Annotated in this window: 15 protein-coding genes; all 15 read left to right on the forward strand. The window is 35.2% G+C overall.

Features of this window, described 5'->3' with window-relative positions:
- Positions 1-129: 129 nt before the first annotated feature.
- The 15 genes from HNQ00_RS00400 (at position 130) to HNQ00_RS00470 (ending at position 23,052) form a co-directional block, all read left to right on the forward strand.
- Positions 130-3,261 carry a SusC/RagA family TonB-linked outer membrane protein gene (locus tag HNQ00_RS00400; protein ID WP_173835989.1) on the forward strand — a complete coding sequence of 1,044 codons (3,132 nt, stop codon included), beginning with the start codon at positions 130-132 and terminating at the stop codon, positions 3,259-3,261.
- Between the two features lie 11 nt (positions 3,262-3,272).
- Entirely contained in the window at positions 3,273-4,805 is a 1,533-nt protein-coding gene (locus tag HNQ00_RS00405; protein ID WP_173835991.1) for a RagB/SusD family nutrient uptake outer membrane protein, read from the forward strand.
- Positions 4,806-4,824: 19 nt separating this feature from the next.
- The gene (locus HNQ00_RS00410; RefSeq protein WP_173835994.1) at positions 4,825-5,991 is read left to right on the forward strand and encodes an IPT/TIG domain-containing protein; all 1,167 of its coding nucleotides are present in this window, start codon (positions 4,825-4,827) and stop codon (positions 5,989-5,991) included.
- 79 nt (positions 5,992-6,070) lie between these two features.
- Complete coding sequence (locus HNQ00_RS00415; RefSeq protein ID WP_173835996.1) at positions 6,071-7,420, forward strand: endo-1,4-beta-xylanase; 1,350 nt, start codon at positions 6,071-6,073, stop codon at positions 7,418-7,420.
- Positions 7,421-7,981: 561 nt separating this feature from the next.
- Positions 7,982-10,609 (forward strand): glycoside hydrolase family 3 C-terminal domain-containing protein, encoded by a 2,628-nt coding sequence (locus HNQ00_RS00420; protein WP_173835998.1) that lies wholly within the window; start codon positions 7,982-7,984, stop codon positions 10,607-10,609.
- A 10-nt stretch (positions 10,610-10,619) separates the two neighbouring features.
- On the forward strand, positions 10,620-11,735 hold the full coding sequence (locus tag HNQ00_RS00425; protein ID WP_173836000.1) for a hypothetical protein: 1,116 nt from the start codon (positions 10,620-10,622) through the stop codon (positions 11,733-11,735).
- Positions 11,732-13,372, forward strand: coding sequence for a glycoside hydrolase family 43 protein (locus HNQ00_RS00430; protein WP_173836002.1), 1,641 nt, complete (start codon positions 11,732-11,734; stop codon positions 13,370-13,372). Before HNQ00_RS00425 ends, HNQ00_RS00430 begins: the two co-directional genes overlap by 4 nt.
- Before the next feature lie 38 nt (positions 13,373-13,410).
- The gene (locus tag HNQ00_RS00435) at positions 13,411-14,532 is read left to right on the forward strand and encodes an endo-1,4-beta-xylanase (RefSeq protein WP_173836004.1); all 1,122 of its coding nucleotides are present in this window, start codon (positions 13,411-13,413) and stop codon (positions 14,530-14,532) included.
- A gap of 205 nt (positions 14,533-14,737) precedes the next feature.
- Complete coding sequence (locus tag HNQ00_RS00440) at positions 14,738-15,745, forward strand: Kelch repeat-containing protein (RefSeq protein ID WP_254598402.1); 1,008 nt, start codon at positions 14,738-14,740, stop codon at positions 15,743-15,745.
- A 42-nt stretch (positions 15,746-15,787) separates the two neighbouring features.
- Complete coding sequence (locus tag HNQ00_RS00445; RefSeq protein WP_173836006.1) at positions 15,788-17,263, forward strand: MFS transporter; 1,476 nt, start codon at positions 15,788-15,790, stop codon at positions 17,261-17,263.
- A gap of 6 nt (positions 17,264-17,269) precedes the next feature.
- Positions 17,270-18,289 (forward strand): glycoside hydrolase family 43 protein, encoded by a 1,020-nt coding sequence (locus HNQ00_RS00450; RefSeq protein ID WP_173836008.1) that lies wholly within the window; start codon positions 17,270-17,272, stop codon positions 18,287-18,289.
- A 217-nt stretch (positions 18,290-18,506) separates the two neighbouring features.
- Positions 18,507-19,787 carry a sugar phosphate isomerase/epimerase family protein gene (locus tag HNQ00_RS00455; RefSeq protein ID WP_173836010.1) on the forward strand — a complete coding sequence of 427 codons (1,281 nt, stop codon included), beginning with the start codon at positions 18,507-18,509 and terminating at the stop codon, positions 19,785-19,787.
- Positions 19,788-20,068: 281 nt separating this feature from the next.
- Positions 20,069-20,833 carry a ThuA domain-containing protein gene (locus HNQ00_RS00460; protein WP_173836012.1) on the forward strand — a complete coding sequence of 255 codons (765 nt, stop codon included), beginning with the start codon at positions 20,069-20,071 and terminating at the stop codon, positions 20,831-20,833.
- A 92-nt stretch (positions 20,834-20,925) separates the two neighbouring features.
- The gene (locus tag HNQ00_RS00465; protein ID WP_254598403.1) at positions 20,926-21,786 is read left to right on the forward strand and encodes an SMP-30/gluconolactonase/LRE family protein; all 861 of its coding nucleotides are present in this window, start codon (positions 20,926-20,928) and stop codon (positions 21,784-21,786) included.
- 69 nt (positions 21,787-21,855) lie between these two features.
- Positions 21,856-23,052, forward strand: a complete 1,197-nt coding sequence (locus tag HNQ00_RS00470) for an endo-1,4-beta-xylanase (RefSeq protein WP_173836016.1) — start codon at positions 21,856-21,858, stop codon at positions 23,050-23,052.
- Positions 23,053-23,194: the final 142 nt, after the last annotated feature.

A 23,194-nucleotide genomic window follows, 5' to 3' on the forward strand; every position in this document is an offset into this window, starting at 1 on the left:
TAATGTTGATAAACCAGAATAGTCGTTATGAAAAATACGATAAAGTGAACATGATTTTGAAGCGATACAATTTAATAGTGACGCACTTAACAAGTACTAAAAAAACTAACTAATAAAAACCAAATTAACATGATGATCAAGCTAAAATTCGCACTAATAGCGTTGGCAATGATTTGCACTCAGACGGTGCTGTCTCAATCCAAGACCATTAAAGGGGTCGTAACAGATCAGGCTCGATTGCCGTTGCCTGGTGTAAATGTTTCTGTAAAAGGAACTTCAAATGGAGTTATCACTAATCCAGACGGTTCTTTTGTTATAGATAATGTTCCTACAAACTCTAGAATCGTTTTTAGTTTTATAGGGTTTACCTCAAAGGAAATTGCAGCAGATAGTAAAAGTACTATCAATGTAAGTCTTATAGAAGACACTAATAACTTAGACGAGGTAGTTGTAATTGGTTATGGATCTGCTAAAAAGCAAGATGTAACCGGAGCTGTTTCTACTGTTAGCGCTAAATCAATAAAAGACCAACCATTTACAGGAATAGATCAAGCCTTGCAAGGAAAAGTTTCTGGAGTTACCATCACTCAAAACTCAGGAACTCCTGGAGGTGGTGTCTCTATCAGAATACGTGGTATTGCCTCGTTATCAGGAAATGAGCCTTTATATGTTGTCGATGGTGTTCCTATTAATGGTGGTGACAATAACGACTCTTTTAATTATAACTCTTTAGGAGGTGCAAACGGACAAACAAAGTCAAGTGCTTTAACAGCGATAAATCCATCAGATATTGAATCTATGGATATTCTTAAAGATGCATCGGCCACTGCGATTTATGGATCAAGAGGATCTAATGGAGTAGTTTTGATCACAACCAAAAAAGGTAAGAAAGGAAAATCGGTGATTTCTTATGAAAGCTACACCGGTGTTCAACAAGTAACTAAATTTTTAGATGTTCTTAATTTACAAGATTTTGCTAAATACAGAGCAAGTGTAAGCACTGAATTAGGACAACAAATTCCCTACGAATTTCAAAATCCTGAAATACTAGGAAAAGGAACAAACTGGCAAAAAGAAATCTTTAGAAATGCACAGATGCAAAATCATCAGTTGACTATTTCTGGAGGAAAAGACAATACAAGATATTACACATCGATGAATTATTTTGAGCAAGATGGTATAGTAATAAACACTGGTTTTAAAAGATATTCTATGCGTTTGAATGTTGATACTACTGTTAACGACTGGTTTAAAATAGGAAATAATGTTACGCTATCTAATACCAAACAAAAAATAGCTTTTAACGACACTGAAGATGGTGTAATCAGTACTGCAGTATCACAATCACCTAATATCCCTGTTAGGTATTCTGATGGAACTTTTGGTGGGCCAATCGAAGGTTTTGGTAATACATCGGCTTCTAATCCTGTAGCTACAGCTTTAAACAAAGGGAACACCCTAGATAAATATAAAATTGTAGGAAGCCTATTTGGTGAAATTTCGTTCAGTAAAAATTTGACTTTTAAATCTGTTTTAGGATATGATTTTAATACTACTAATGGTTCTGTTTTTTACCCAGATATTACGATAGGAACAACAAGTACGAGTAGTGTATCTGTTAAGCAACAAAATCAAAGTATTTTCTGGACTTTACAAAATTATTTTACGTATTCTAAGACTTTTGGGAAACACAATATTGTTGCTTTATTAGGTCAAGAATCACAAGAATCTAAATATGAAGGAGTATCAGGATCAAGAACGGGTTATTTATCAAATGATATTACAACGCTAGGACTTGGAGATTCTAAGACAGCTACAAATGACAATTATAAAGGAACAAATAGTTTGAATTCTTACTTCACGCGTTTAAATTATTCCTTTAATAGCAAATATTTATTAACTGCAACTTTACGTTCAGATTCTTCTTCAAATTTTGGAGATGGTTACAAAACAGGTTACTTCCCTTCATTTGCTGCAGGTTGGGTAATTAGTAATGAGCCTTTTTTCGAAAAAATAAAAGACGTGGTAAATCACGCAAAATTTAGAGCTGGTTATGGAGAAGTTGGGAATCAGAATATTGGTAATTACAAGTATGGTTCATCAATTGTAAGTTTTCCTACTGGTTTTGGAACTGGTTTTGCACAAGAAAATATTCAAAACCCAACGGTACAATGGGAAACAACCAAAGCATCTAACTTTGGTGTAGAAGTAGGATTATTTAAAGATGCCTTACGTTTAGAAGTTGATTATTATAAAAAAGTATCAAGTGACTTCTTATTTAATGAACCAGTGCCTGCTTATCTGGGTACAAATCCACAACAAGGTAATTTAGGTCTAGGAGCAAAAGTTGTTAACCTTGGTGATATCGAAAACAAAGGTTGGGACATTACTTTAAACACTAGAAACATTTCAAATGATAATTTCAACTGGACTTCTTCATTTATATTTTCTACATTCAAGAATAAGCTTACTTCTTTTGGAGATGACAATTCAGCAATTTACAGAAACTTTCAATTTAATAATACGCTAACAAAAACGGGAGTTGGTTCTCCAGTAGGACAGTTTTTTGGGTATCAAGTAGATGGAATTTACAAATCTGAACAAGATATTGCTGATAGCCCTACACCAGATAATGAGGTTGGTGCAAATGGTAAAGTATGGGTTGGTGATATTAAATTTAAGGATATCAATGGTAATGGTAAAATTGATTCTGGAGACAGAACAAATATTGGGAATCCAATTCCGGATTTTACCTACAGTGTAATCAATAATATCTCATACAAAAACCTTGATATGTCTATTGTATTTCTAGGAACGCAAGGAAACAAAATTTACAACTGGACTAGAAAACTTACTGAAAGTTTAGGTGGAACTGGTGGACCGTATTCAAACCAAAGTGCTGATGTAAACAACCGTTTTATAGCAGGTGTAAATGAAAACACAAACATACCAAGATATGTAAATGGTGATCCTAATGGAAACAGTAGAGTTTCTGACCGATTTGTGGAGGATGGATCTTATTTAAGATTACAAAATGTAACTTTTGGTTATACTATGCCTGAGGAATTTATAAGTAGAACTAAATTTTTTAGTAAATTAAGAATATACATGACAGGACAAAACTTGTTCACAATCACAAACTATTCTGGGTTAGATCCTGCTGTAGGTTCGTTTAGTCAAGATGCCTTATTATCAGGAGTTGACAATGGTCGTTACCCAGTTGCTAGAGTATTTACATTAGGTTTAAATTTAGATTTTTAAAAAATAACAACATGAAAAATTCAACTAAATATTTCGTGCTTTTGATAGCTGTATTTTTTACAGTATCGTGCTCAACAGAATTTTTAGACAATCCGCCAGAGGATAAATTAGTTCTAGATAATTTTTATACTTCAGATGGACAAATATTAGGGTCTGGTAGCGGACTTTACGGTCGTCCTTGGTTCTATTTTAATGAGAAGTTTGTTTACGGATTGGATACTTATGCCGGTAACGCTGTGGGTGCTTATTCTGATTTAGCGCAATTTGAGAACTTCTCAATAAATTCAACTAATCAGTTTGTTTTTGAAGGATGGCAATCATTATTTAATGTTGTAGCACAGTCGAATACACTATTAAACAACTTAGAAAAAAACGTAGGACCAGAAACTACTCCTGAAGTAGTTGAAAGAGTTAAAGGGGAGGCTTATTTTATGAGAGCTACTGCTTACTTTTATTTGGTTAGACTATTTGGTGCGGTGCCTATTTTAAACAAAATTGAGCAGTACACAGATAAAGTTCCTACCTATAGAAACAATGTGGATGATGTGTACAAATTTATTATTAGCGATTATAACGAGGCATACAAACGTCTACCGTTAGTAACAGGGAATAGTTCTCTTGAAAGAGGTAGAGTGATAAAAAGTGCTTGCGATGGAATGTTAGCAAAAGTGTACATCACTTTAAAAGATTATCCAAATGCTAAAATTCATGCTGAAAATGTGATTAGAAGCGGTGATTATTCTCTTATTGATGATTATGGATTACTATTCAATAGCCCAACAAATAATAACAGTAGAGAATCAATATTCTCATTACAATGGGTAGGTTGCGTAGGATATGGATACGGTAACGCAGCGCAATCTTATATTACGCCAACATCTGAAATTACAGGAGATTATACAGGATGGAAAACTTTTGTTCCTAGTATTGATTTGCGTACTGCTTATGAAGAGAATGATAAAAGAAGAAAATCTACAATCATGTTGCCTGGTGATTTTTATCCAGAATTAGTAACCAAAAAAGGAGGTTACACAGTAAGTAATGGTGGTTTTGGTGGATCTATGGGTTTTAGAAAATATGTTATTGGTTCAGTAGCAGAATTTGTTGGAGCATGTCCGCAACAAACTAATCAAAATACGACTATGCTGCGTTATGCCGAAGTATTATTAATTCATGCTGAAGCAATACTAGCTGGCTCAGGATCAACTTCATCAGCAGATGCTTTAGCATCATTCAATAAAGTGAGAACTAGAGCAGGATTACCTACAAAAACGAGTATTACGAAAAATGATATTTTTAAAGAAAGAAGAATCGAGCTGGTTATGGAAGGAGATTATTGGTTTGATTTAGTAAGAAGAGATAGAGCGGAAGCAATAAATATTATTTCAAATCAGGAAAGAGGAGCATACAGCAATATTGCTTTGTTAGAAGTAAATTCTAAAAAAGTGACACCAACGGCAAATTCTTTCTTGATTCCCATTCCAGCTTCTGAATTAGATGCGAATCCATTGCTAAGAGAGACGCCAGTTCCTTTTCAATTTTAATACTTAAAAAGATAAGACAATGATTAAAATAATAAAAAATAGTAGACAAATTATAGGATTCTTGACTGTGTGTTTAGTACTATCATCATGCTCAAATGATAATGATTCTAGCAGTGCCGCAGTGTTTGAAGGCGTATACAGTTTAGACAATTCTACCTCTCCGCCAACTGAAAATAAGGATAAAGGCTATCCCGGGGATTTAGTAAAAATAGAAGGATCAGGACTAAGTAATGTTAAAACAGTTGAATTTGACAATGTAGTTAATGTCATTTTTAATCCACAATTGAGTTCTGATCTATCGTTATTCTTTAATGTCCCTTTTGATGATAAAAAGGGAAGCAGATTTGGAGTGCAAGAATTAAAAATCACAAAAGGGAATGGTGAAGTAGTTGTTTCTAGTTTTGAAATTCTACAACCAAAAGTTATCATCTCTGAAAAATTCGAACCTGCAATTCCAAAAGTAGGAACAGTAGTTACGGTAAATGGGGGTTGGTTTTTTAATATTTCCGCTGTCAAATTCGCAGGAGAAGCAGTTAGTTTTACGCGTATTAATTCTACTTCATTAAGTTTTATGGTACCTGCTACTGCAATTGCTGGAGGTGATGTAGAGATTACAACCCCTGGAGGAACTACAAAAAGATTTTTAGATATAGATCAAGGGTTTGATTTATACAAAGTAGCTGACTTTGATGGTGGTAGCTTACGTCCAAACAACAATTGGGTAAAATATGGAGATGCTAATACCCTCACTTATTCAGCAGTAGGAGGAATATCTGGAAATTATGCAGAGTTTACATGGGCAGGTGCCACAGCAAATGGATATAATGGAAGCCAGTCTGATGGAGGGAATCCTTTCTTGAAAGAAACAGCTACTGATGCTGATAAAGCGTTTTATCTTATAGATGTAAATAGTGGAGGAGCGATAGGAACTAAAATTGATTTACTTATTGTAGATAGTGATGGCGGAAACTGGGCATATTCTTATACAATTGCAACTGCAGGATGGCAGACGATAGAAGTTAAAACTTCTGATTTTGGAGCTAATTATGATTCATCAGAGCAAGGTCAAGGAGATGTAAATCCTTCTAAAATTAACCAAGTTAAAATGACAATTAATCAAAATGGTGGGACACCCAATCCTTCTAAGGTTCAATTTGATAATATTAGATTTAAGGTTTTACGTTAATTCGATTTAAGGTAGAGAATGTTAATATTTAAAAAGGTTGTTGTAAATAATCAACAACCTTTTTATAAAAAAAATGAAGATGAAAAAATTAAAAATAAAACAAGTTCTTTTGTTTATCTGTATCGGTTTATTTGCATTAAGTTGCTCTAAGAACGATGATGAAGTAGCAGTAATTGCTGGTGTCCCTAATGCTTATTTTGCAGTAAACCTCACTAACTCTGGTTTTACTGCCAACTGGACAAGAGTGTACCGTGCTGATAAATATTTAGTAGATGTAGCTACAAATGCTGACTTTTCAAGTGTATTACCAAATTATAATGAATTGGTAGTGAATGCTCTTACACTCGATATTGATGGTTTAGATTCTGGTACTACTTATTATTATAGAGTAAGAGCGGTGAGAGGAGAGGCAATTTCGGCATTTTCAAACGTGATCGCAACAGAAATAATCAGTACAGGACCTGAACCTACGACGGCGCTAAAAGAAGCAGCTAACTTTAACGTGGGTATGATTGTAAGGTCTAGCAGATTAACAGGAATAACATCAGATATTATCTTAAGAGAATATGATAATATTACGTCTGAGTACGAAATGAAAATGGATCAAATGTATCCAAGTAAGGGAACGTATGACTTTACAGCAGTTGATAAAATTGTAAAGTATGCTACAGATAATAACTTAAATCTTCATGGGCACGCTCTAATATGGCACAATGCAGTACCTGACTGGGTTAAAAATTTTACTGGTACAAATGCTGAGTTTGAGGCTATGGTTAAAGAGTATATCACTACAGTAGTAACACGTTACAAAGGAAAAGTAAAATCTTGGGATGTTGTTAACGAAGCTGTTGATGATGGTAATGGAAACCCGTTGAGAAATTCTATTTTCAAACAAAAATTGGGCGACGATTATATCAAAAAATGTTATCAATGGGCTAGAGCTGCTGATCCTGCATGCAAATTATTTTATAATGATTACAACTTCGCATCTTCTGCTACTAAAAGAACTGCAATCTTCAAGATTGCTGATGATTTGAAAAAAGACAACCTTATTGATGGTCTAGGTGCACAAATGCACATTAGTTATAAAGGGCCTGCTGCTTCAGAAATTCAAGCGGTAGTGGATGGAACAGTTTCTAGAAATTTATTAATGCACTTCTCTGAACTAGATATTCAAGCTAACCCTGATACTGATATAACTTCACTAACTCCTGAAAGAGCACTTCAACAAAAAAATAAGTATAAAGAAGTAGTGAAAATTTTCAATGCTATTCCTGCAGCTAATCAGTATGCACTTACTGTTTGGGGCATGAGAGATAGTGAATCTTGGTTACTAGATTTCTGGGGACATATTGATTGGCCATTAATGTATAATGACGATTACAGTGTGAAAAAAGCACACACCGGTTTCCTTGAAGGATTAAAATAATCTGCAAACTTAGATAACGGACTCAGATCTACAGGTCACTTTTTTACTGATGAATTAGCAGCTAAATTGTGACTTGTAGGTAAGAGTCCGTTTTTTTGTGTCTTATCCTCAAGTAATATTAAAAGGGCAAAGTTGAGCGTTTTTAGTCATGTTCAGCTGAGCAATTTTAATATAAATATCTCTATATAAAAGTCATTTTTTTTACGATTATCTAAATAATAATGGAGTTTTTTAATGCTATTTATAATTTTTTAGTATCTATCAAAATTTACATTTTCGCTTCAACTTGCCGCCTCAAAGACCTAAAATAGTCAAAGACGCGCGATTTGTTGTAGTTATAGCTTCAAAAGTGTCATTTGACAATGGAACATCCTGCTACTTTTACCAAACAGTTTTTACAATTACTAGTCTGTTTTATAACAGCTAATAATTTAAGAATAGTAAGTTCAAATTTGTCTTGAAAATTCAGTTTTATATCCTAAAAATCAAACTGTTTTCGAAATAAAAACAGCACCAAATAGTCAAGCAAGATTTATCTAATTACAAATTAAAAAATACAATATGTCTCCATCTAAACAGATTTGTCTTTTCTTTTTACTTGCCATCACAACTTGTGGTGCACAGGTAGCAGTGCATAAAGATGCCTCAAAAACTTTTGAAGAACGCGCTTCTTTTTTGGTTTCGAAAATGACATTGGAAGAGAAGGTTTCTCAAATGACCTACAACTCTGCTGCAATAGATAGATTAGAAATTCCTGAAATGAACTGGTGGAACGAATGCCTACACGGAGTAGCTCGTGCGGGAATTGCAACTGTTTTTCCGCAAGGAATCGGAATGAGTGCCATGTTTGATAGAAAGCAAATGTTCGAAAATGCCAATGCAATCTCAGATGAAGCGAGAGCCAAACACCATGATTTTGTATCGAAAAATAAAAGAGGTATTCACCAAGGCTTGACTTTCTGGACACCCAACATTAATATTTTTAGAGATCCAAGATGGGGTCGCGGAATGGAGACTTACGGAGAAGATCCTTATTTAACGGGAGAATTGGGGGTACAATTTATAAAAGGTTTACAAGGGAACGATCCTAAATATTACAAACTGATCGCAACAGCCAAACATTTTGTGGTACACAGCGGACCAGAAGCGAGTCGTCATAGTTTTAATGTAGACCCATCCGATTTTGATATGTTGAATACCTACAGTCCACAATTCGAAAAAGTGGTGAAGGAATCGGGCGTGTATTCTGTAATGTGTGCATATAACAGCTTCAAAGGTGTGCCTTGTTGCGGGAACAAACAATTAAGTGATTTATTGAGAAAAGATTGGGGTTTCAAAGGATATATCGTGTCTGACTGTTGGGCAGTGACTGATTTCTATAACAAAGGAGCACATGAAGTAGTACAAACTAAAGAGCAAGCATCTGCAATGGCCGTACAAGCGGGAACCGACTTAAATTGTGGAGATTCTTATCCTTCATTGGTGAAAGCCGTAGAACAAGGTTTGATTTCTGAAGATGAACTAAGCGTTTCTGTAGAAAGATTGGTAGAAGCACGATTAAAACTTGGCTTGTTTGCACCAAAGGGCGATGTGAAGTATGAAGATATTCCTTATAGTGTAGTAGATTCAGAAGTACATCGTTTACTAGCACTTCAATCTGCTAGAAAATCAATGGTTTTATTAAAAAATAATAACCTCTTGCCATTAAGCAAAAATTTGAAAAAAGTAGCGGTTATTGGTCCAAATGCAAACGATGCCGATGTGTTACTTGGAAACTACAACGGTTTTCCGTCACAACCAATTACACCTTTGCAAGGGATTAAAAATAAATTGCCAAATGCCAATGTGAGTTTTGCACAAGGGTGTAGACTAGCAGATGGTTTGCCAATTTTAGAAGCAGTTCCTGCAGCTGTTTTATATACCGACAGCAAATTAAAAAATAAAGGTTTGAAAGCGGAATATTTTTCGAATACCACTTTAAAAGGTAACCCATCGCACAAGCAAATCGATAAAAATGTTGACTTTTTGTGGGCAACAACTCCTCCATTCTCAGATATGAGTTATGATAAATATTCAGTTCGCTGGACGGGATATCTTTCGGTTCCCAAATCAGGTCGCTATGCGATAGGAGGGCAATCTTATTCTGGAATGAAATTGTATGTTGATGATAAATTAATTGTCGAAAGTGATAATGTTTATGAGCCTAAAACAGAATACGAGTATTTAGACTTAGAAGCAAACAAAGCCTATAAAATTAAATTAGAATACAAGCAAGACAATTCAGAGCATGCTATTATGCGTTTTTTATGGGAAGCGCCTAATGAAAATCTTGAAAAAGAAGCAATGGCGTTGGCTGAAGCATCTGATGTTGTCGTTTTTTGTATGGGGTTGAGTCCGCTTTTAGAAGGAGAGGAAATGAAAGTGAAAGTAGACGGTTTTGCAGGTGGTGATCGTGTAGATATCAAACTACCAGCTTCTCAAACTAATTTGATGAAAAAAATAAGCACACTAGGGAAACCAATGGTTTTGGTTTTGCTAAATGGTAGTGCGCTTGCCATCAATTGGGAAAACGATAATATTTCAGCAATTCTAGAAGCTTGGTATCCTGGACAAGCGGGAGGAACTGCAATTGCCGATATTTTATTTGGTGATTACAATCCATCAGGACGTTTGCCTCTTACTTTTTATAAAGACATTAATGATATTCCAGCTTTTGATGATTACAACATGAAAGGCAAAACCTATCGTTATTTTCAAGGAAAACCCTTGTATGAATTTGGTTTTGGGTTGAGTTATACCACCTTTAAATACAGCAATTTGGTTTTAGACAAAAAACAAGCAACCAACAAAGAAATTCTACTTTCAGTTGATGTTACTAATACCGGAAAAGTAGATGGTGACGAAGTAACGGAATTGTATATGAAAAGTGCCAAAGACGATTTTCAAAATACCATAAGAACATTGGTTGGTTTTGAAAGAACTTTTCTAAAAGCAGGTGAAACAAAGACTATTTCGTTTAAAGTGCAACCAAAACAATTGGCACAAATCAATGCTGATGTAAAAATGGAAGTAAGTCCAGGCGATTACACTTTTTCTGTAGGAGGAGCACAACCAAATGAGGAAAGAGTAAAAGAAGCCAATGTGGTTGTTAGCACAGTTACTTTAAAAGGAAACCCATTCAAAATTTAATTAAAACATTATGAAAATAGTTTATAGTCTATCAATTACGGCATTATTCCTTTTTAGCATAGCGACCAATGGTCAAGTTAGTACTAAAAAAACTAAAGGACACACCGTTGTTTCTATCGAAAAAGATAATTTTTTAATCAATGGAAAAATAATCAATAAGGGTAAAACTTGGAAAGGTAAACCTATTGAAGGATTGTTGTTTAATTCCAGAATGGTGCAAGCGACTTTTGATGATGAGAATCCAGAAACAGCTGTTTTATGGAAATATCCCGACACTCAAAAATGGAGTGCCGATCGCAATACAGACGAGTTTGTTGCTGCCATGTCAGAATGGAAATCGTATGGATTAAACGCGATTACCGTGAATTTACAAGGTGGTAGTCCAACAGGGTATGGGAATAAAAATTGGATCAACTCGGCTTTTACTGCTGATGGTTCGATTAAACCAGCCTACTGGAACCGATTGACAAAAGTGCTTAAAAAGGCCGATGAGTTAGAAATGGTCGTAATGATAGGATTATTTTATTTTGGACAAGACCAACTTTTAGCAGATGAAAAAGCAGTAATCAATGCTGTGGACAATACAATAAACGGACTTCATGATACGGGCTATAAAAACATTCTTATCGAAGTTGTGAATGAATGTGATTTACCGTATTACGACCACAAAATCTTAACGGAAAGTGGTATGGCGACATTGATTAATAGAGTAAAAAATAACAAAAGAGGAAACTTTAGGTATTTAGTATCCACAAGTTTTCAAGGTGCTTCGATTCCAACTTCTAGTGTGATAGAAGCGTCTGATTATATTCTACTTCATGCGAACGCTGTTGAAGATCCAAAAGGTGTGGCAACAATGATCGAAAAAACAAAACAAGTGCCTGGTTACAGTTTAAAACCAATTGTTTTTAATGAAGATGACCATTATGAATTTGATAAAGAAGAAAACAATTTCAAAACAGCAATCGAGAACAAATCTTCATGGGGTTTCTTTGATTTTAGAAGAGAAGGGGAAACAAATATTGAAGAAGGATTTCAAAGTGTTCCTGTAGATTGGAAAGTGAGTTCTGCACGAAAGAAAGCTTTTTTTGAATACGTGAAAACCATTGTAAATAGCGCAGAATGAAAAAATATTTAATTGTATTAGTTCTTTTTTGTGCCAATGTAATTCTTGCTCAAAATACGACGGTGGTTCAAAATCCTATTCTAAAAGGGTTTTATCCTGATCCTAGTATTTGCAGAGTAGGAGAGGATTACTATTTGGTCAATTCTACCTTTTCTTATTTCCCAGGACTGCCTATTTTTCATTCGAAAGATCTGGCGCATTGGGAACAAATAGGAAATGCAATGGACAGAACTACGCAATTAAATCTGGACGGTTTAGGAATCTCAAGAGGTTTATTTGCGCCAGCGATCCGCTACAACAACGGGACTTTTTACATCACATGTACTTTGATAGATAACGGAAATAATTTTGTGATTACGACTACAGATTTATCCAAAGGCTGGAGTGATCCCGTTTGGCTTCCAGAAGTCGAAGGGATTGATCCTTCCTTATTTTTTGATGATACAAATCGTGGGTATATCATTTATAATAGTGATCCTCCCAACAAAGTTTCGGTTTATGACGGGCATCGCTCGATAAAAATAGTAGAATTTGATCTTGCCACAAATAAAGTAATCAGCAGTCCTGAAATTATCGTTAATGGGGGAGCTGATATAAGTCAAAAACCAGTTTGGATTGAAGGGCCACATATTTTTAAAAAGGATGGTTTTTATTATTTAATAGCTGCTGAAGGCGGAACGGATGTTAACCATTCGGAAGTAGTTTTTAGAAGTAAAAATGTTTTAGGGCCGTATGAATCGTACGCTCAAAATCCAATTTTGACACAGCGAAATTTAGATCCTAATCGCAAAGATCCTGTAACATCAACAGGTCATGCTGATTTTGTTGAAGATACTAATGGCAATTGGTATGCGGTTTTTCTTGGTTGTCGTCCTTATGAGGGAGGATTTTTTAATACCGGAAGAGAAACTTTTATGGCGCCCGTATCTTGGGAAAAAGGTTGGCCAAAAATTAACTTAGAAGGTGAAGTCGTTAAAAAGAATTACACTTTAAAAACGAAACCTGCTACAACAATCAAAAGCAATCGAGATCTGTTTGTAGATGAATTTAATGGAACGTCTTTAGATTATCAATGGATGTTTTTAAGAACACCACATGAAAAATGGTACTCTTTAGATTCTAAAAAAGGAGCTCTTACTATACAAACAAGACCAGAAACAGTTTCAGGAACTGGTAATCCTAGTTTCGTAGGCTTTAGACAACAACATTTAGTAGGCGAAGTAAGCACCGAAATGGAGTTTTCGACTAAGAAAGAAAATGAAAAATCAGGATTAATAGTTTTCCAAAATGAATCTCATTTTTACTATTTCTGCCAGTCGGTAAAGAATAATATAAACGTAGTGCAGCTGTACAAATCCAATGGTGAGGCAGTTGATGAAATCAAATCGGTTACAATTGATAGTAAGGGAAAATTATTTTTGAAGATAGTTGCCAATGGACCAGTTTATAGTTTCGAATATTCTTTCGATAATAAAAAATGGAGTACGCTGGAAGATCAAGTGGATGCCAAATTTTTAAGTACGCAAGTTGGCGGTGGTTTTGTAGGTGCATTTTATGCCATGTACACCACCTCAATGGGACAAGAAAGTGATAATCAAGCCCAATTTAATTGGTTCAAAAATTCGAATACAAAGTAAGATATAGTTAATATAAAAATTGATTTAAAAAACAAAATATGAAAATAGTAAATAGCAAAACGGCTACAATTATATTGGCAGGGGTTTTAATGATGAGTTGTCAGGCTAAAAAAGAAGCTGTAAGTACTGCACCAACATTAAAAAGCGCTTATAAACAAGATTTTTACATAGGTACTGCTCTTAGTGCGGATCAAATCAATGAAAAAGATGCTGATGTAAATAACTTGATTAAATCACAATTTAGTGCTATTTCTCCAGAGAATAATTTAAAATGTGAAATGATTCATCCAAAATGGGATGAGTACACTTTTGATGTAGCAGACAAATATGTGGCTTATGGAAAAAAGAATAACATGTTTGTTGTAGGTCATGCACTTATATGGCACGAGCAATTGTCTCCATTTGTACTTGCAATAAAAAGCAAAGATTCATTGAGCATGTTTATGCAAAATCACATTAGTACTGTTGCCGGAAGATACAAAGGTAAAATAGATGGATGGGATGTTGTAAATGAGGCTTTAAACGAAGATGGAACGTATAGAAAATCTATATTTTTCGAAAAATTAGGTGATGACTTCTTAGTAACCGCTTTCAAGTTAGCCGAAAAAGCAGCTCCAAATACGGAATTGTATTATAATGATTTTAATATCGAGCAACCGGTAAAAAGAGAGGGAGCTATTCGATTATTAAAGAAAATAAAAGATAGTGGTGCTCGCATTGACGGAGTTGGTATCCAAGGACACTGGAGCCTTGATGGTTTACCATTAAAAGATATTGAAGAAAGTATAATTGCTTATTCTAAATTAGGATTGAAGGTGATGATTACGGAACTAGATATATCTGTTTTACCAGTGCCAGAGAAGTTAGTAGGTGCCAATGTAGATCAGAATTTTGAAGAAGATGCCAAAATGAATCCGTACACTAATGGAGTTCCAGACAGTATTCAAGTGAAACTTGCCCAACGATATGAAGATTTATTCAAAGTTTTTTTGAAGCATAAAGACAAAATTGGTCGTGTTACTTTTTGGGGAGTAAATGACAGTCAGTCGTGGTTAAACAATTGGCCTATCAAAAACAGAACAAATTATCCATTGCTTTTCGATCGAAATAATAAGACTAACAAAGCATACGATCAAGTAATGGCTTTGAAGAAAAAATAGAGCGATTGTAACTAGTAGTAGTGCAAACTGCTTCAAATTATATGATTAACCGTTAATTATACTAAAATTAAAAAAGCACGCAAATTTCGCAAATTCAAAATTGATTCACAGTAGTAAATCTGCCAAAATCTCTATAATCTGCGTGCCATATTTTTTATCTAGTATGTAAAGCTAACAATCAAATTAAATAAAATAAAAAGAGATTATGATACGACTTTCTAGACTTTCGAAAATATTGGTATTATCGATGCTCACTTTATTTTGTCAACAAGGGATTGCACAATCTTTCGATAATTATAAATGGGAAACCTTGGCCTGTACAGGAGAACCTGCAGCACGACATGAAGCGGCATTTGCTGAAGTTGGCGGTAAATTTTACCTGCTTGGCGGTCGACGTATTCAAGAAGTGTCCATTTTTAATCCTGAAACAAATACATGGACATCAGGTGCCAAACCGCCAATTGAATTGCACCATTTTCAAAGTTTTTCTTATAAAGGGAAAATTTATATCGTTGGCGCTGCTACGGGGCAATTCCCACACGAAACTCCAGTAGCTACAGCTTATGTTTATGATCCTGAAAAGGACAGTTGGGAAAAAGGATTTTCGATGCCAGAGAATAGATTAAGATCCTCTACAACCACCAATGTTTATAAGGACAAACTTTATATTTCGGGTGGTATTATTGACGGTCACTGGGATGGACACGTAAGCTGGTTTGATGTTTACGATTTCAAAACAGGGAAATGGGAAAAACTAACTGATACACCTCGAGCTCGTGATCATGCTACCTCAGTAGTTTGTAAAGACAAATTATATGTATTGGGCGGAAGGGTTTCATCAGGCGCTATCGAAAAGGTTTTTGAATTAACAATTCCAGAGGTGGATGTGTTTGATTTAAAATCTGGACAATGGAGCACACTTGCCAATCCTGTTCCTACGCAGCGTGCTGGTATTGCATCAATTTGTATTGGTGATAAAATTTTAGTTACTGGTGGTGAAAATGGAGATCAATTACTAGCACATAATGAAGTTGAAGTTTTAGATACAAAAACCGGAATTTGGAGTACGCTACCCTCTTTGGAGCGAGGTAGACATGGTACACAATTTATTTGGTACAAAAAAGAATTGTATATCGCTTCGGGCTGTGGCCAAAGAGGTGGCGAACCAGAGTTAAAATCAATCGAGCGCTTTAGTGATAAAACGATTAAATAATAGGAAACGTTTAGAAAGAATAACCATAAATAAAATTACAAAATGAATAATACATCCCAAAAACTTTCGGTTTTAGAGAAAGTAGGTTACAGTTTAGGCGACTTTGCAGCCAATTTAATTTTCCAAACTTTGATGACCTTTTTGGCATTTTTCTACACCGATGTGTATAAGATTCCAGCAGGAACAGCCAGTGCGATTATCTTTTTTGGAGGGTTTATTGGTGCCTTTTTTAATATTATAATGGGTGCAGTTGCCGATAGAACAAGAACCCGTTGGGGAAAATTCAGACCTTGGATTTTATGGACTTCTTTGCCATTTGGAATCATCGCTATTTTGGCTTTCTCAACACCAGATTTCGGTCCAGATGGAAAAGTAATTTACGCTTTGGTGACTTATTTCTTATTGATATTAGTGTACTCGGCCAATAATTTACCGTATTCAGCTCTAAGCGGGGTTTTGACTGGGGATATGGGACAACGTAACAGTTTGTCTTCGTATCGTTTTGTAGCGGTAATGTTTGCGCAATTTATCATTCAGGGATTGTTATTGCCTTTGGTTTTAATTTTGGGTCATGGCGACAAAGCAGCTGGTTTTAAAACGACCATGATGATTTTTGCAATAGCAGGAGTTATTTGTTTTATAATCACATTCTTGACTACAAAAGAACGTATTGTTCCTAAAAAAGAACAAGAATCATCAGTAAAACAAGATTTACTCGATTTGTCTAAAAACAAGCCTTGGGTAATCATGCTTTTTGTTACAATTTTGATTTTTGTTACGCTTTCGCTAAAAGGCGGAATGTACATTTATTACTTTAAATATTACTTAGATCCTGTTGCTCAAGCGACGTTTTTGCAGGATATCGGATTTAATAATATGATTGCTGGATTAAATGATTCATTAATCGGAATGGGACTTACCGAGTTTCAATGGCCAAAAGATGCCCCTACATCTGCCTTTAGTTTGTTTAATTCTGGTGGGATTTTGTTCATGATTTTCGGAATTATGTTTTCAAAAGGATTGGCTGATAAATTCGGAAAAAGAAACATTTTTATTGCCTTTATATTCCTATCTGCTTTAAGCTTAGTGCAGTTCAATTTTTATGCGCCTACCTCTATAACGTTAGTATTTGTAACGCAAGTTGTACATGGATTTTTGTACGGAATTACGATTCCGTTACTATGGGCAATGATTGCCGATGTAGCTGATTATAGCGAATGGAAAAACAACCGACGCGCTACTGCGATCATCTTTTCGGCTATGATTTTTGGTCTAAAAGTAGGTTTGAGTATTGGTGGAGCACTAGGTGCTTTTCTATTATCAAGATATGGTTATGTCGCTGAAGCAGCTAACCAAGCGCAATCTGCAATTGACGGAATTAAATTAGCCGTAAGTGTTTATCCAGGATTATTTTTTATCGCAAGTGCTGGTTTGGTATGTTTTTATATGATCGATAAAAAAATGGAAGTGCAGCTAGAAAGTGAATTAAAAGAAAGAAGAAGTAAAAATATAAATTAAATTATTATGCCAGAAGAAAATATCAGTCATATCAATTTTGACGAAATAAACAAAAAAGCAATTTCACAACCGCTAATCAAACACATGTACACCGCAGATCCTTCGGCGCATGTTTTTAACGGAAAAATATACATTTATCCTTCTCATGACATCGAAGCGGGAATTCCGTTTAACGACAATGGAGACCATTTTGGGATGGAAGATTACCACGTTATTTCTATGGATAGCCCAACAGGGGAAGCAAAAGATAACGGATTAGCACTACACGTAAAAGATGTGCCGTGGGCCGAAAGACAAATGTGGGCGCCTGATGCTGCTACTAAAGATGGAAAGTATTATTTGTATTTCCCCGCCAAAAGAGCCAACGGAATTTTCCAGATTGGTGTTGCGATTAGTGATTCTCCAGTAGGGCCATTTATTGCTGAACCAGAAGCTATTGAAGGTAGTTACTCTATCGATCCAGCTGTTTTTTGTGATGATGACGGTAGTTATTATATGTATTTTGGTGGCATTTGGGGCGGTCAATTGCAAAGCTATAGAAACAATAGTTATGATGTAAACCACAAAGAACCAGTAGGAAATGAGTTGGCTCTAAATCCAATTATGGCAAAGCTTACCTCTGACATGAAAAGTTTTGACGAATCGGTAAAAGAGCTCGTAATCCTAGATGAAAACGGAAAACCGCTTTTAGCAGGAGACAACGACCGTCGCTTTTTTGAAGCTTCGTGGATGCACAAATACAATGGTAAATATTATTTCTCTTATTCTACAGGAGATACGCATTTTATCTGCTATGCTACGGGAGACAATCCTTACGGACCGTTTACGTATCAAGGTCGAATTTTAAATCCAGTTATTGGTTGGACATCACACCATTCAATTTGTGAGTTCGAAGATAAATGGTATTTATTCTACCATGATTCTAGTTTATCTGAAGGAGTTACCCACTTAAGATCTGTAAAAGTCGCGGAAATCACTTATGATGAAAATGGTAAAATCCAGACTTTAGATCCGTATTTGGAGTAGTTTTTAGAAGCTATTTTACAATAAAAAAAATAAAAATTAATCTGCTTGATACTCTTCAAGCAGATTAATTCTTTTTAGGAGGGAACAGATTCAACTTCTATAGCATTGATTCCACAAAGCTTTTGCATAGTAATATTTCTGAAAAATTGCATGAGAAGAGTAAAACCTAAGTTTAGCAAAAGCCACTATTTATTCACCTTGATAAAAAATAATAAAAATGAAAAGAGTTCTTTTTTTAATTATTTTTCTAAAATCATTCGTCGGTTTTGCTCAACAAAACTACGGTATTTCTTCTCAAAAAGACCGACTCAGGCAATATTCGGGCCAATGGGTAAGTGCTATAAATCCTAATACAGATAGTGTTGCAGAATATCCTGAAATTAAGATGAGTAGTTTGACCAATTTCGATAATCATTCGCTCACGGTTGAAGTTTTTCAAAAAGATAATTCCAATCAATACAATCCAATACTGTTAGAAATTATTGGGTATGATACGGTTACCGATGCTGTTTTTGCTGCAGGTCATAATACAAAAGGCGAATTTTTCACAGGAAAAGGCTTGTTTACTTCAGAAAATCATTGGACAATGCAAGACAAAGACCTCAATGGTAATAAGACGATGAAGGTTGATTTTAACTTTCAAAATTATACAGATGTCATATTGGAAGGCTTTGATCCTAATGAAAAGAGTTTATGGAAAACAAGATACATTAAAAACAATCCTAAAGACAAAAACATAGGTATTCAGCTTGTTTCTGTTCACAAAGAAATGCTTAAAAACCCAGAACAAACCCTAATTCAGTTAGGTAGAATGGGGTATAGCTATGTGGAGACTTTTGTATACAAGGATGGAGGTTTTTATGGTCAAAGTCCAACGCAGTTTAAGGCTATGGTCGAAAAAGCAGGTATGAAATTTTTAGGCTCAATGACCTTTTTCGATCCCGAAGACAAAAATGATGATGCCGCAATCAATGCGTGGTGGAACAAAACGATACAAGACCATAAAATAGCTGGTGTTGAATATTTGTCAACTTCAAATAGTAAATTAAAAGGCATCAAGACAATTAAAGAATTGCAAGAGTATTGCAATTATTATAACAAAGTTGGAAAACTCTGCAAGAAGAACGGACTCAAGTTTGTGTACCACAACCATGCCGATGAATTTTTAAAGGTCGAAGGCGTAACCATTTATGATTATTTTCTTAAGAACACCAATCCGGATTATGTCTATTTTCAATCTGATTTGTATTGGATGCATCGGGGAGGAGTTAATCCTATAGATTATTTTAAAAACTATCCCAACCGATTTATTAGTTGGCATGTAAAAGATTATAAAGAATTAGGCGAAAGTGGAAAAATAGATTTCAAAGATATTTTCAAGTATCAAGAAATAGCTGGAGTGCAATACATCTTAGCGGAAGTGGAAGACTATAACTTTCCACCTTTGTATAGTGTGGATTTGGCTTGGGAATATATTTATTATGAACTATTGAAATAATCCACCACCAACTGAAAGTTTGCTGTCAAAAAACTTTTACGAAAGCTGTATTAACTTTTTTGCCACGGAAATTATTATCTGCGGAAATCTGCCAAATCTGCGTGCAATTTTTTATCACGCAGATTTACGCGAATTTGGCAGATTTTAAAAGAGTTAAATTGAATTAACAACGGTAGCAGTGATTAATTAGTATAAAATCTGTGGCTATATTTTTTTAAGTAGAATCAAAATATATTAAAACACATCGTTTTAGTTATGCATGTAACCAATAAAATTAAATTATGAAACCATTTAAAATGAAATACTTTTTACTAACCCTATGTATCCTAACGATGATGAAAGCAAATGCGCAAGATCAGTTTCGTGTTTTATTGTTTACCCAGCATGATACCTGGCATTACAATTCTATCCCTGTCGCTGTCGAAGCATTCAAAGAAATGGCAGCCGAAAATCAGTTTAAGTTTGATTGGACCCAAAGACCAGATGATCTTATAACAAAATTACCAGAATATGATGTCGTGATATTCATGAATGCCAATGCCAATTTTTTGACACCAAAACACATGGATGCTTTAAAAGCATTTATGAAACGAGGCGGTGGCTTTGTAGGTATACACGGAACGGCAGATGGCGAAAACGATAATAAATGGTTTGACGGTCTAGTAGGCGCAAAGTTCGTAAATCATCCAAAATTACAAGCCGCCATTGTAAACGTTGCCAATCATGATTTTCCAGCAACATGGCATTTACCCAATAAATGGCTTCGGTCTGATGAATGGTACAACTTTAAAAACATGAACCTCGATAAACTACATGTTCTATTGACGGTTGATGAAGCTTCGTATGATTTTACTGCTGGTTATGATGATATTCCATTGAAAGGAATGGGAAATGCACATCCTATTGCATGGTATCAAGAGTATGAAGGTGGAAGATCGTTTTATACGGCTATCGGTCATAAACCAGAATCGTTTAAAGATAAAAACTTTTTAAACCACATTTTTGGCGCTATTTATTGGGCTAAAGGCGATTCAATTAGAAAATAAACTAACAATACGATATGATAACTAAATCAAAAAAACAGATTTACAGCAATTGCCTAAATTTACTGAGCATCAGCTTGCTTTTGACCGTAAATATGTCTTGCAAGGCGCATAAAGACTTAAACAAAGCTATAATTGCCGATGGTGCGCAGCTTACTTTGGTTGCTGATGGATTCGAATTTACCGAAGGTCCTGCTGCAGACAAAAATGGCGATGTCTATTTTACAGATCAGCCCAATGACCGTATCCTGAAATGGAATGCCAGTGACAATACCGTTTCAGATTATATGAAACCATCTGGTCGTTCTAACGGATTGTATTTTGACAACCAAGGGAATTTGTTGGCCATTGCCGATGAAAAAAATGAGATTTGGTCTATTGATGCCAAAAAAAAAGTGACCGTGATACTTGCGAATTTTGAGGGTAAAAAATTCAATGGTCCCAATGATCTTTGGGTAGATGCCAAAGGCGGTATTTATTTTACGGATCCTTATTACCAACGTACGTGGTGGCAACATCAAGAAACACAGCAAGCATCAAAAAGGGTGTATTATTTAGCACCAAATACAAAAATACCGACAATTGTAGCCGACGATAACTTCAATCAACCCAACGGAATCATTGGTACTCCCAATGGAAAAACCCTTTATGTTGCAGACGAATCTGGTAAAAAAACCTACTCCTATACAATTGGGAAAAATGGCCAACTTTCGAATAAAAAATTGTTTGCCAATATGGGTTCGGATGGGATGACGATTGACAACTTAGGAAATGTTTACCTCACCGGAAAAGGCGTTACTGTTTTCAATAAAGAAGGGGAGCAAATAGCACATATTGCCGTGCCTAAAGATTGGACTGCCAATGTCACTTTTGGTGGACCAAAGCAAACCATACTTTTTATTACTGCCTTGGATTCGGTATATACCTTAGCCATGGCAGTACATGGAGTGCGATAAGTAAAATTAAGTAACCAAAAAATAGATCTATTCATTACAATACATTTTTCTATTAATAAACAAAAAACTATGCAAAAACCAAAGTTCACAGTAAATAAAATGGCCACAATTATGGGTGTTTTATCATTATCATTCACAGCTTGCAATGCTCAAAAAGTGAAAACTACCGCTGTTTCGAAAACAGTAACAACTACTGAAAATGTAACATTAAAAGACGCCTTTAAAAACTACTTTTTATTAGGTAGTGCTATAAATGATGATATCGTTTCGGGCAAGGATAAGGCTTCACAAACAATTATAAAAAGGGAATTCAATACCGTTACCCCTGAAAACTGTATGAAAGCGGAAGTAGTTTGTCCGTCACCAGGAGTTTATGATTTTACATTGGCTGATGCCTATGTTGCTTTCGCCAAAGAAAACAAGATGTTCGTTATGGGTCATACCTTGATATGGCACAATCAAACGCCTGCATGGTTTTTTACAAACGATAAAGGAGCGCCAAATTCCCCAGAAGAACAAAAAGAACAATTACGTACGCACATCAAAGCGGTTGCAGGTCGCTATGCTGGGAAAGTACAAGCATGGGACGTAGTAAATGAGGTTATGGATGATAATGGCAAATACCGACCTACAACATGGGTAAATGGTATTGGCGATGGTGACGAAATGGTTCGATTGGCCTTCAAATATGCTAGTGAATATGCCCCTAACACCGAATTGTATTATAATGATTTCAACGCTTGGCGTCCAGAAAAAAGAGACGGAATTGTTCGCATGATCAAGATGCTTCAAGATGCCGGAATCAGAATTGATGGTGTTGGGATTCAAGCACATTGGGGTTTAAATTTCCCTAAGACAGAATACATTCAACAAGCGATTGATGCTTATGCGGCCTTAGGAATAAAAGTGATGATTACAGAATTGGATGTGGATGTATTGCCAATTACCAAAGAAGGTCAGATAACTGGGAAAAGCATGATGGAGCCTCAGTATCAATTAGAGGAGTTCGAAACCTTTTTAGACCCTTACAAAAATGGTTTGCCTGAATCTGTAGAAGTGCAACTAGCGAATCGTTACAAAGAATTCTTTGCCATTTTTGTAAAGAACAAAGATAAAATAAGCAGAGTCACTTTGTGGGGACTGCAAGATGGTATGTCTTGGAAAAATGATTACCCAATTCCAAATAGAACAAATTACCCATTATTGTACAACAGAAATTTCGAACCTAAATTGGCGAGACAAGCTGTATTGCAGACTCTGAAATAGAAGTTCTGGTTAGGATTGTTATCGAAATTTCTAGCACCGTATTTATCAATATACATTGAATTAATGATAATTACAGTTGTATAATTGTTTTCTAAATATAAAACCTCGAAAATCTTAGAGTTTTCGAGGTTTCTTAGTGTTT

Origin of the sequence: Flavobacterium aeripolare, assembly GCF_013294025.1 — a bacterium.
Taxonomy (GTDB): Bacteria; Bacteroidota; Bacteroidia; order Flavobacteriales; family Flavobacteriaceae; genus Flavobacterium.

Bases quoted from the DNA above. Each gene is read 5' to 3' on its own strand.
- HNQ00_RS00400 (WP_173835989.1), top strand. From the start codon at position 130: ATGATGATCAAGCTAAAATTCGCACTAATAGCGTTGGCAATGATTTGC.
- HNQ00_RS00405 (WP_173835991.1), top strand. From the start codon at position 3,273: ATGAAAAATTCAACTAAATATTTCGTGCTTTTGATAGCTGTATTTTTT.
- HNQ00_RS00410 (WP_173835994.1), top strand. From the start codon at position 4,825: ATGATTAAAATAATAAAAAATAGTAGACAAATTATAGGATTCTTGACT.
- HNQ00_RS00415 (WP_173835996.1), top strand. From the start codon at position 6,071: ATGAAAAAATTAAAAATAAAACAAGTTCTTTTGTTTATCTGTATCGGT.
- HNQ00_RS00420 (WP_173835998.1), top strand. From the start codon at position 7,982: ATGTCTCCATCTAAACAGATTTGTCTTTTCTTTTTACTTGCCATCACA.
- HNQ00_RS00425 (WP_173836000.1), top strand. From the start codon at position 10,620: ATGAAAATAGTTTATAGTCTATCAATTACGGCATTATTCCTTTTTAGC.
- HNQ00_RS00430 (WP_173836002.1), top strand. From the start codon at position 11,732: ATGAAAAAATATTTAATTGTATTAGTTCTTTTTTGTGCCAATGTAATT.
- HNQ00_RS00435 (WP_173836004.1), top strand. From the start codon at position 13,411: ATGAAAATAGTAAATAGCAAAACGGCTACAATTATATTGGCAGGGGTT.
- HNQ00_RS00440 (WP_254598402.1), top strand. From the start codon at position 14,738: ATGATACGACTTTCTAGACTTTCGAAAATATTGGTATTATCGATGCTC.
- HNQ00_RS00445 (WP_173836006.1), top strand. From the start codon at position 15,788: ATGAATAATACATCCCAAAAACTTTCGGTTTTAGAGAAAGTAGGTTAC.
- HNQ00_RS00450 (WP_173836008.1), top strand. From the start codon at position 17,270: ATGCCAGAAGAAAATATCAGTCATATCAATTTTGACGAAATAAACAAA.
- HNQ00_RS00455 (WP_173836010.1), top strand. From the start codon at position 18,507: ATGAAAAGAGTTCTTTTTTTAATTATTTTTCTAAAATCATTCGTCGGT.
- HNQ00_RS00460 (WP_173836012.1), top strand. From the start codon at position 20,069: ATGAAACCATTTAAAATGAAATACTTTTTACTAACCCTATGTATCCTA.
- HNQ00_RS00465 (WP_254598403.1), top strand. From the start codon at position 20,926: ATGTCTTGCAAGGCGCATAAAGACTTAAACAAAGCTATAATTGCCGAT.
- HNQ00_RS00470 (WP_173836016.1), top strand. From the start codon at position 21,856: ATGCAAAAACCAAAGTTCACAGTAAATAAAATGGCCACAATTATGGGT.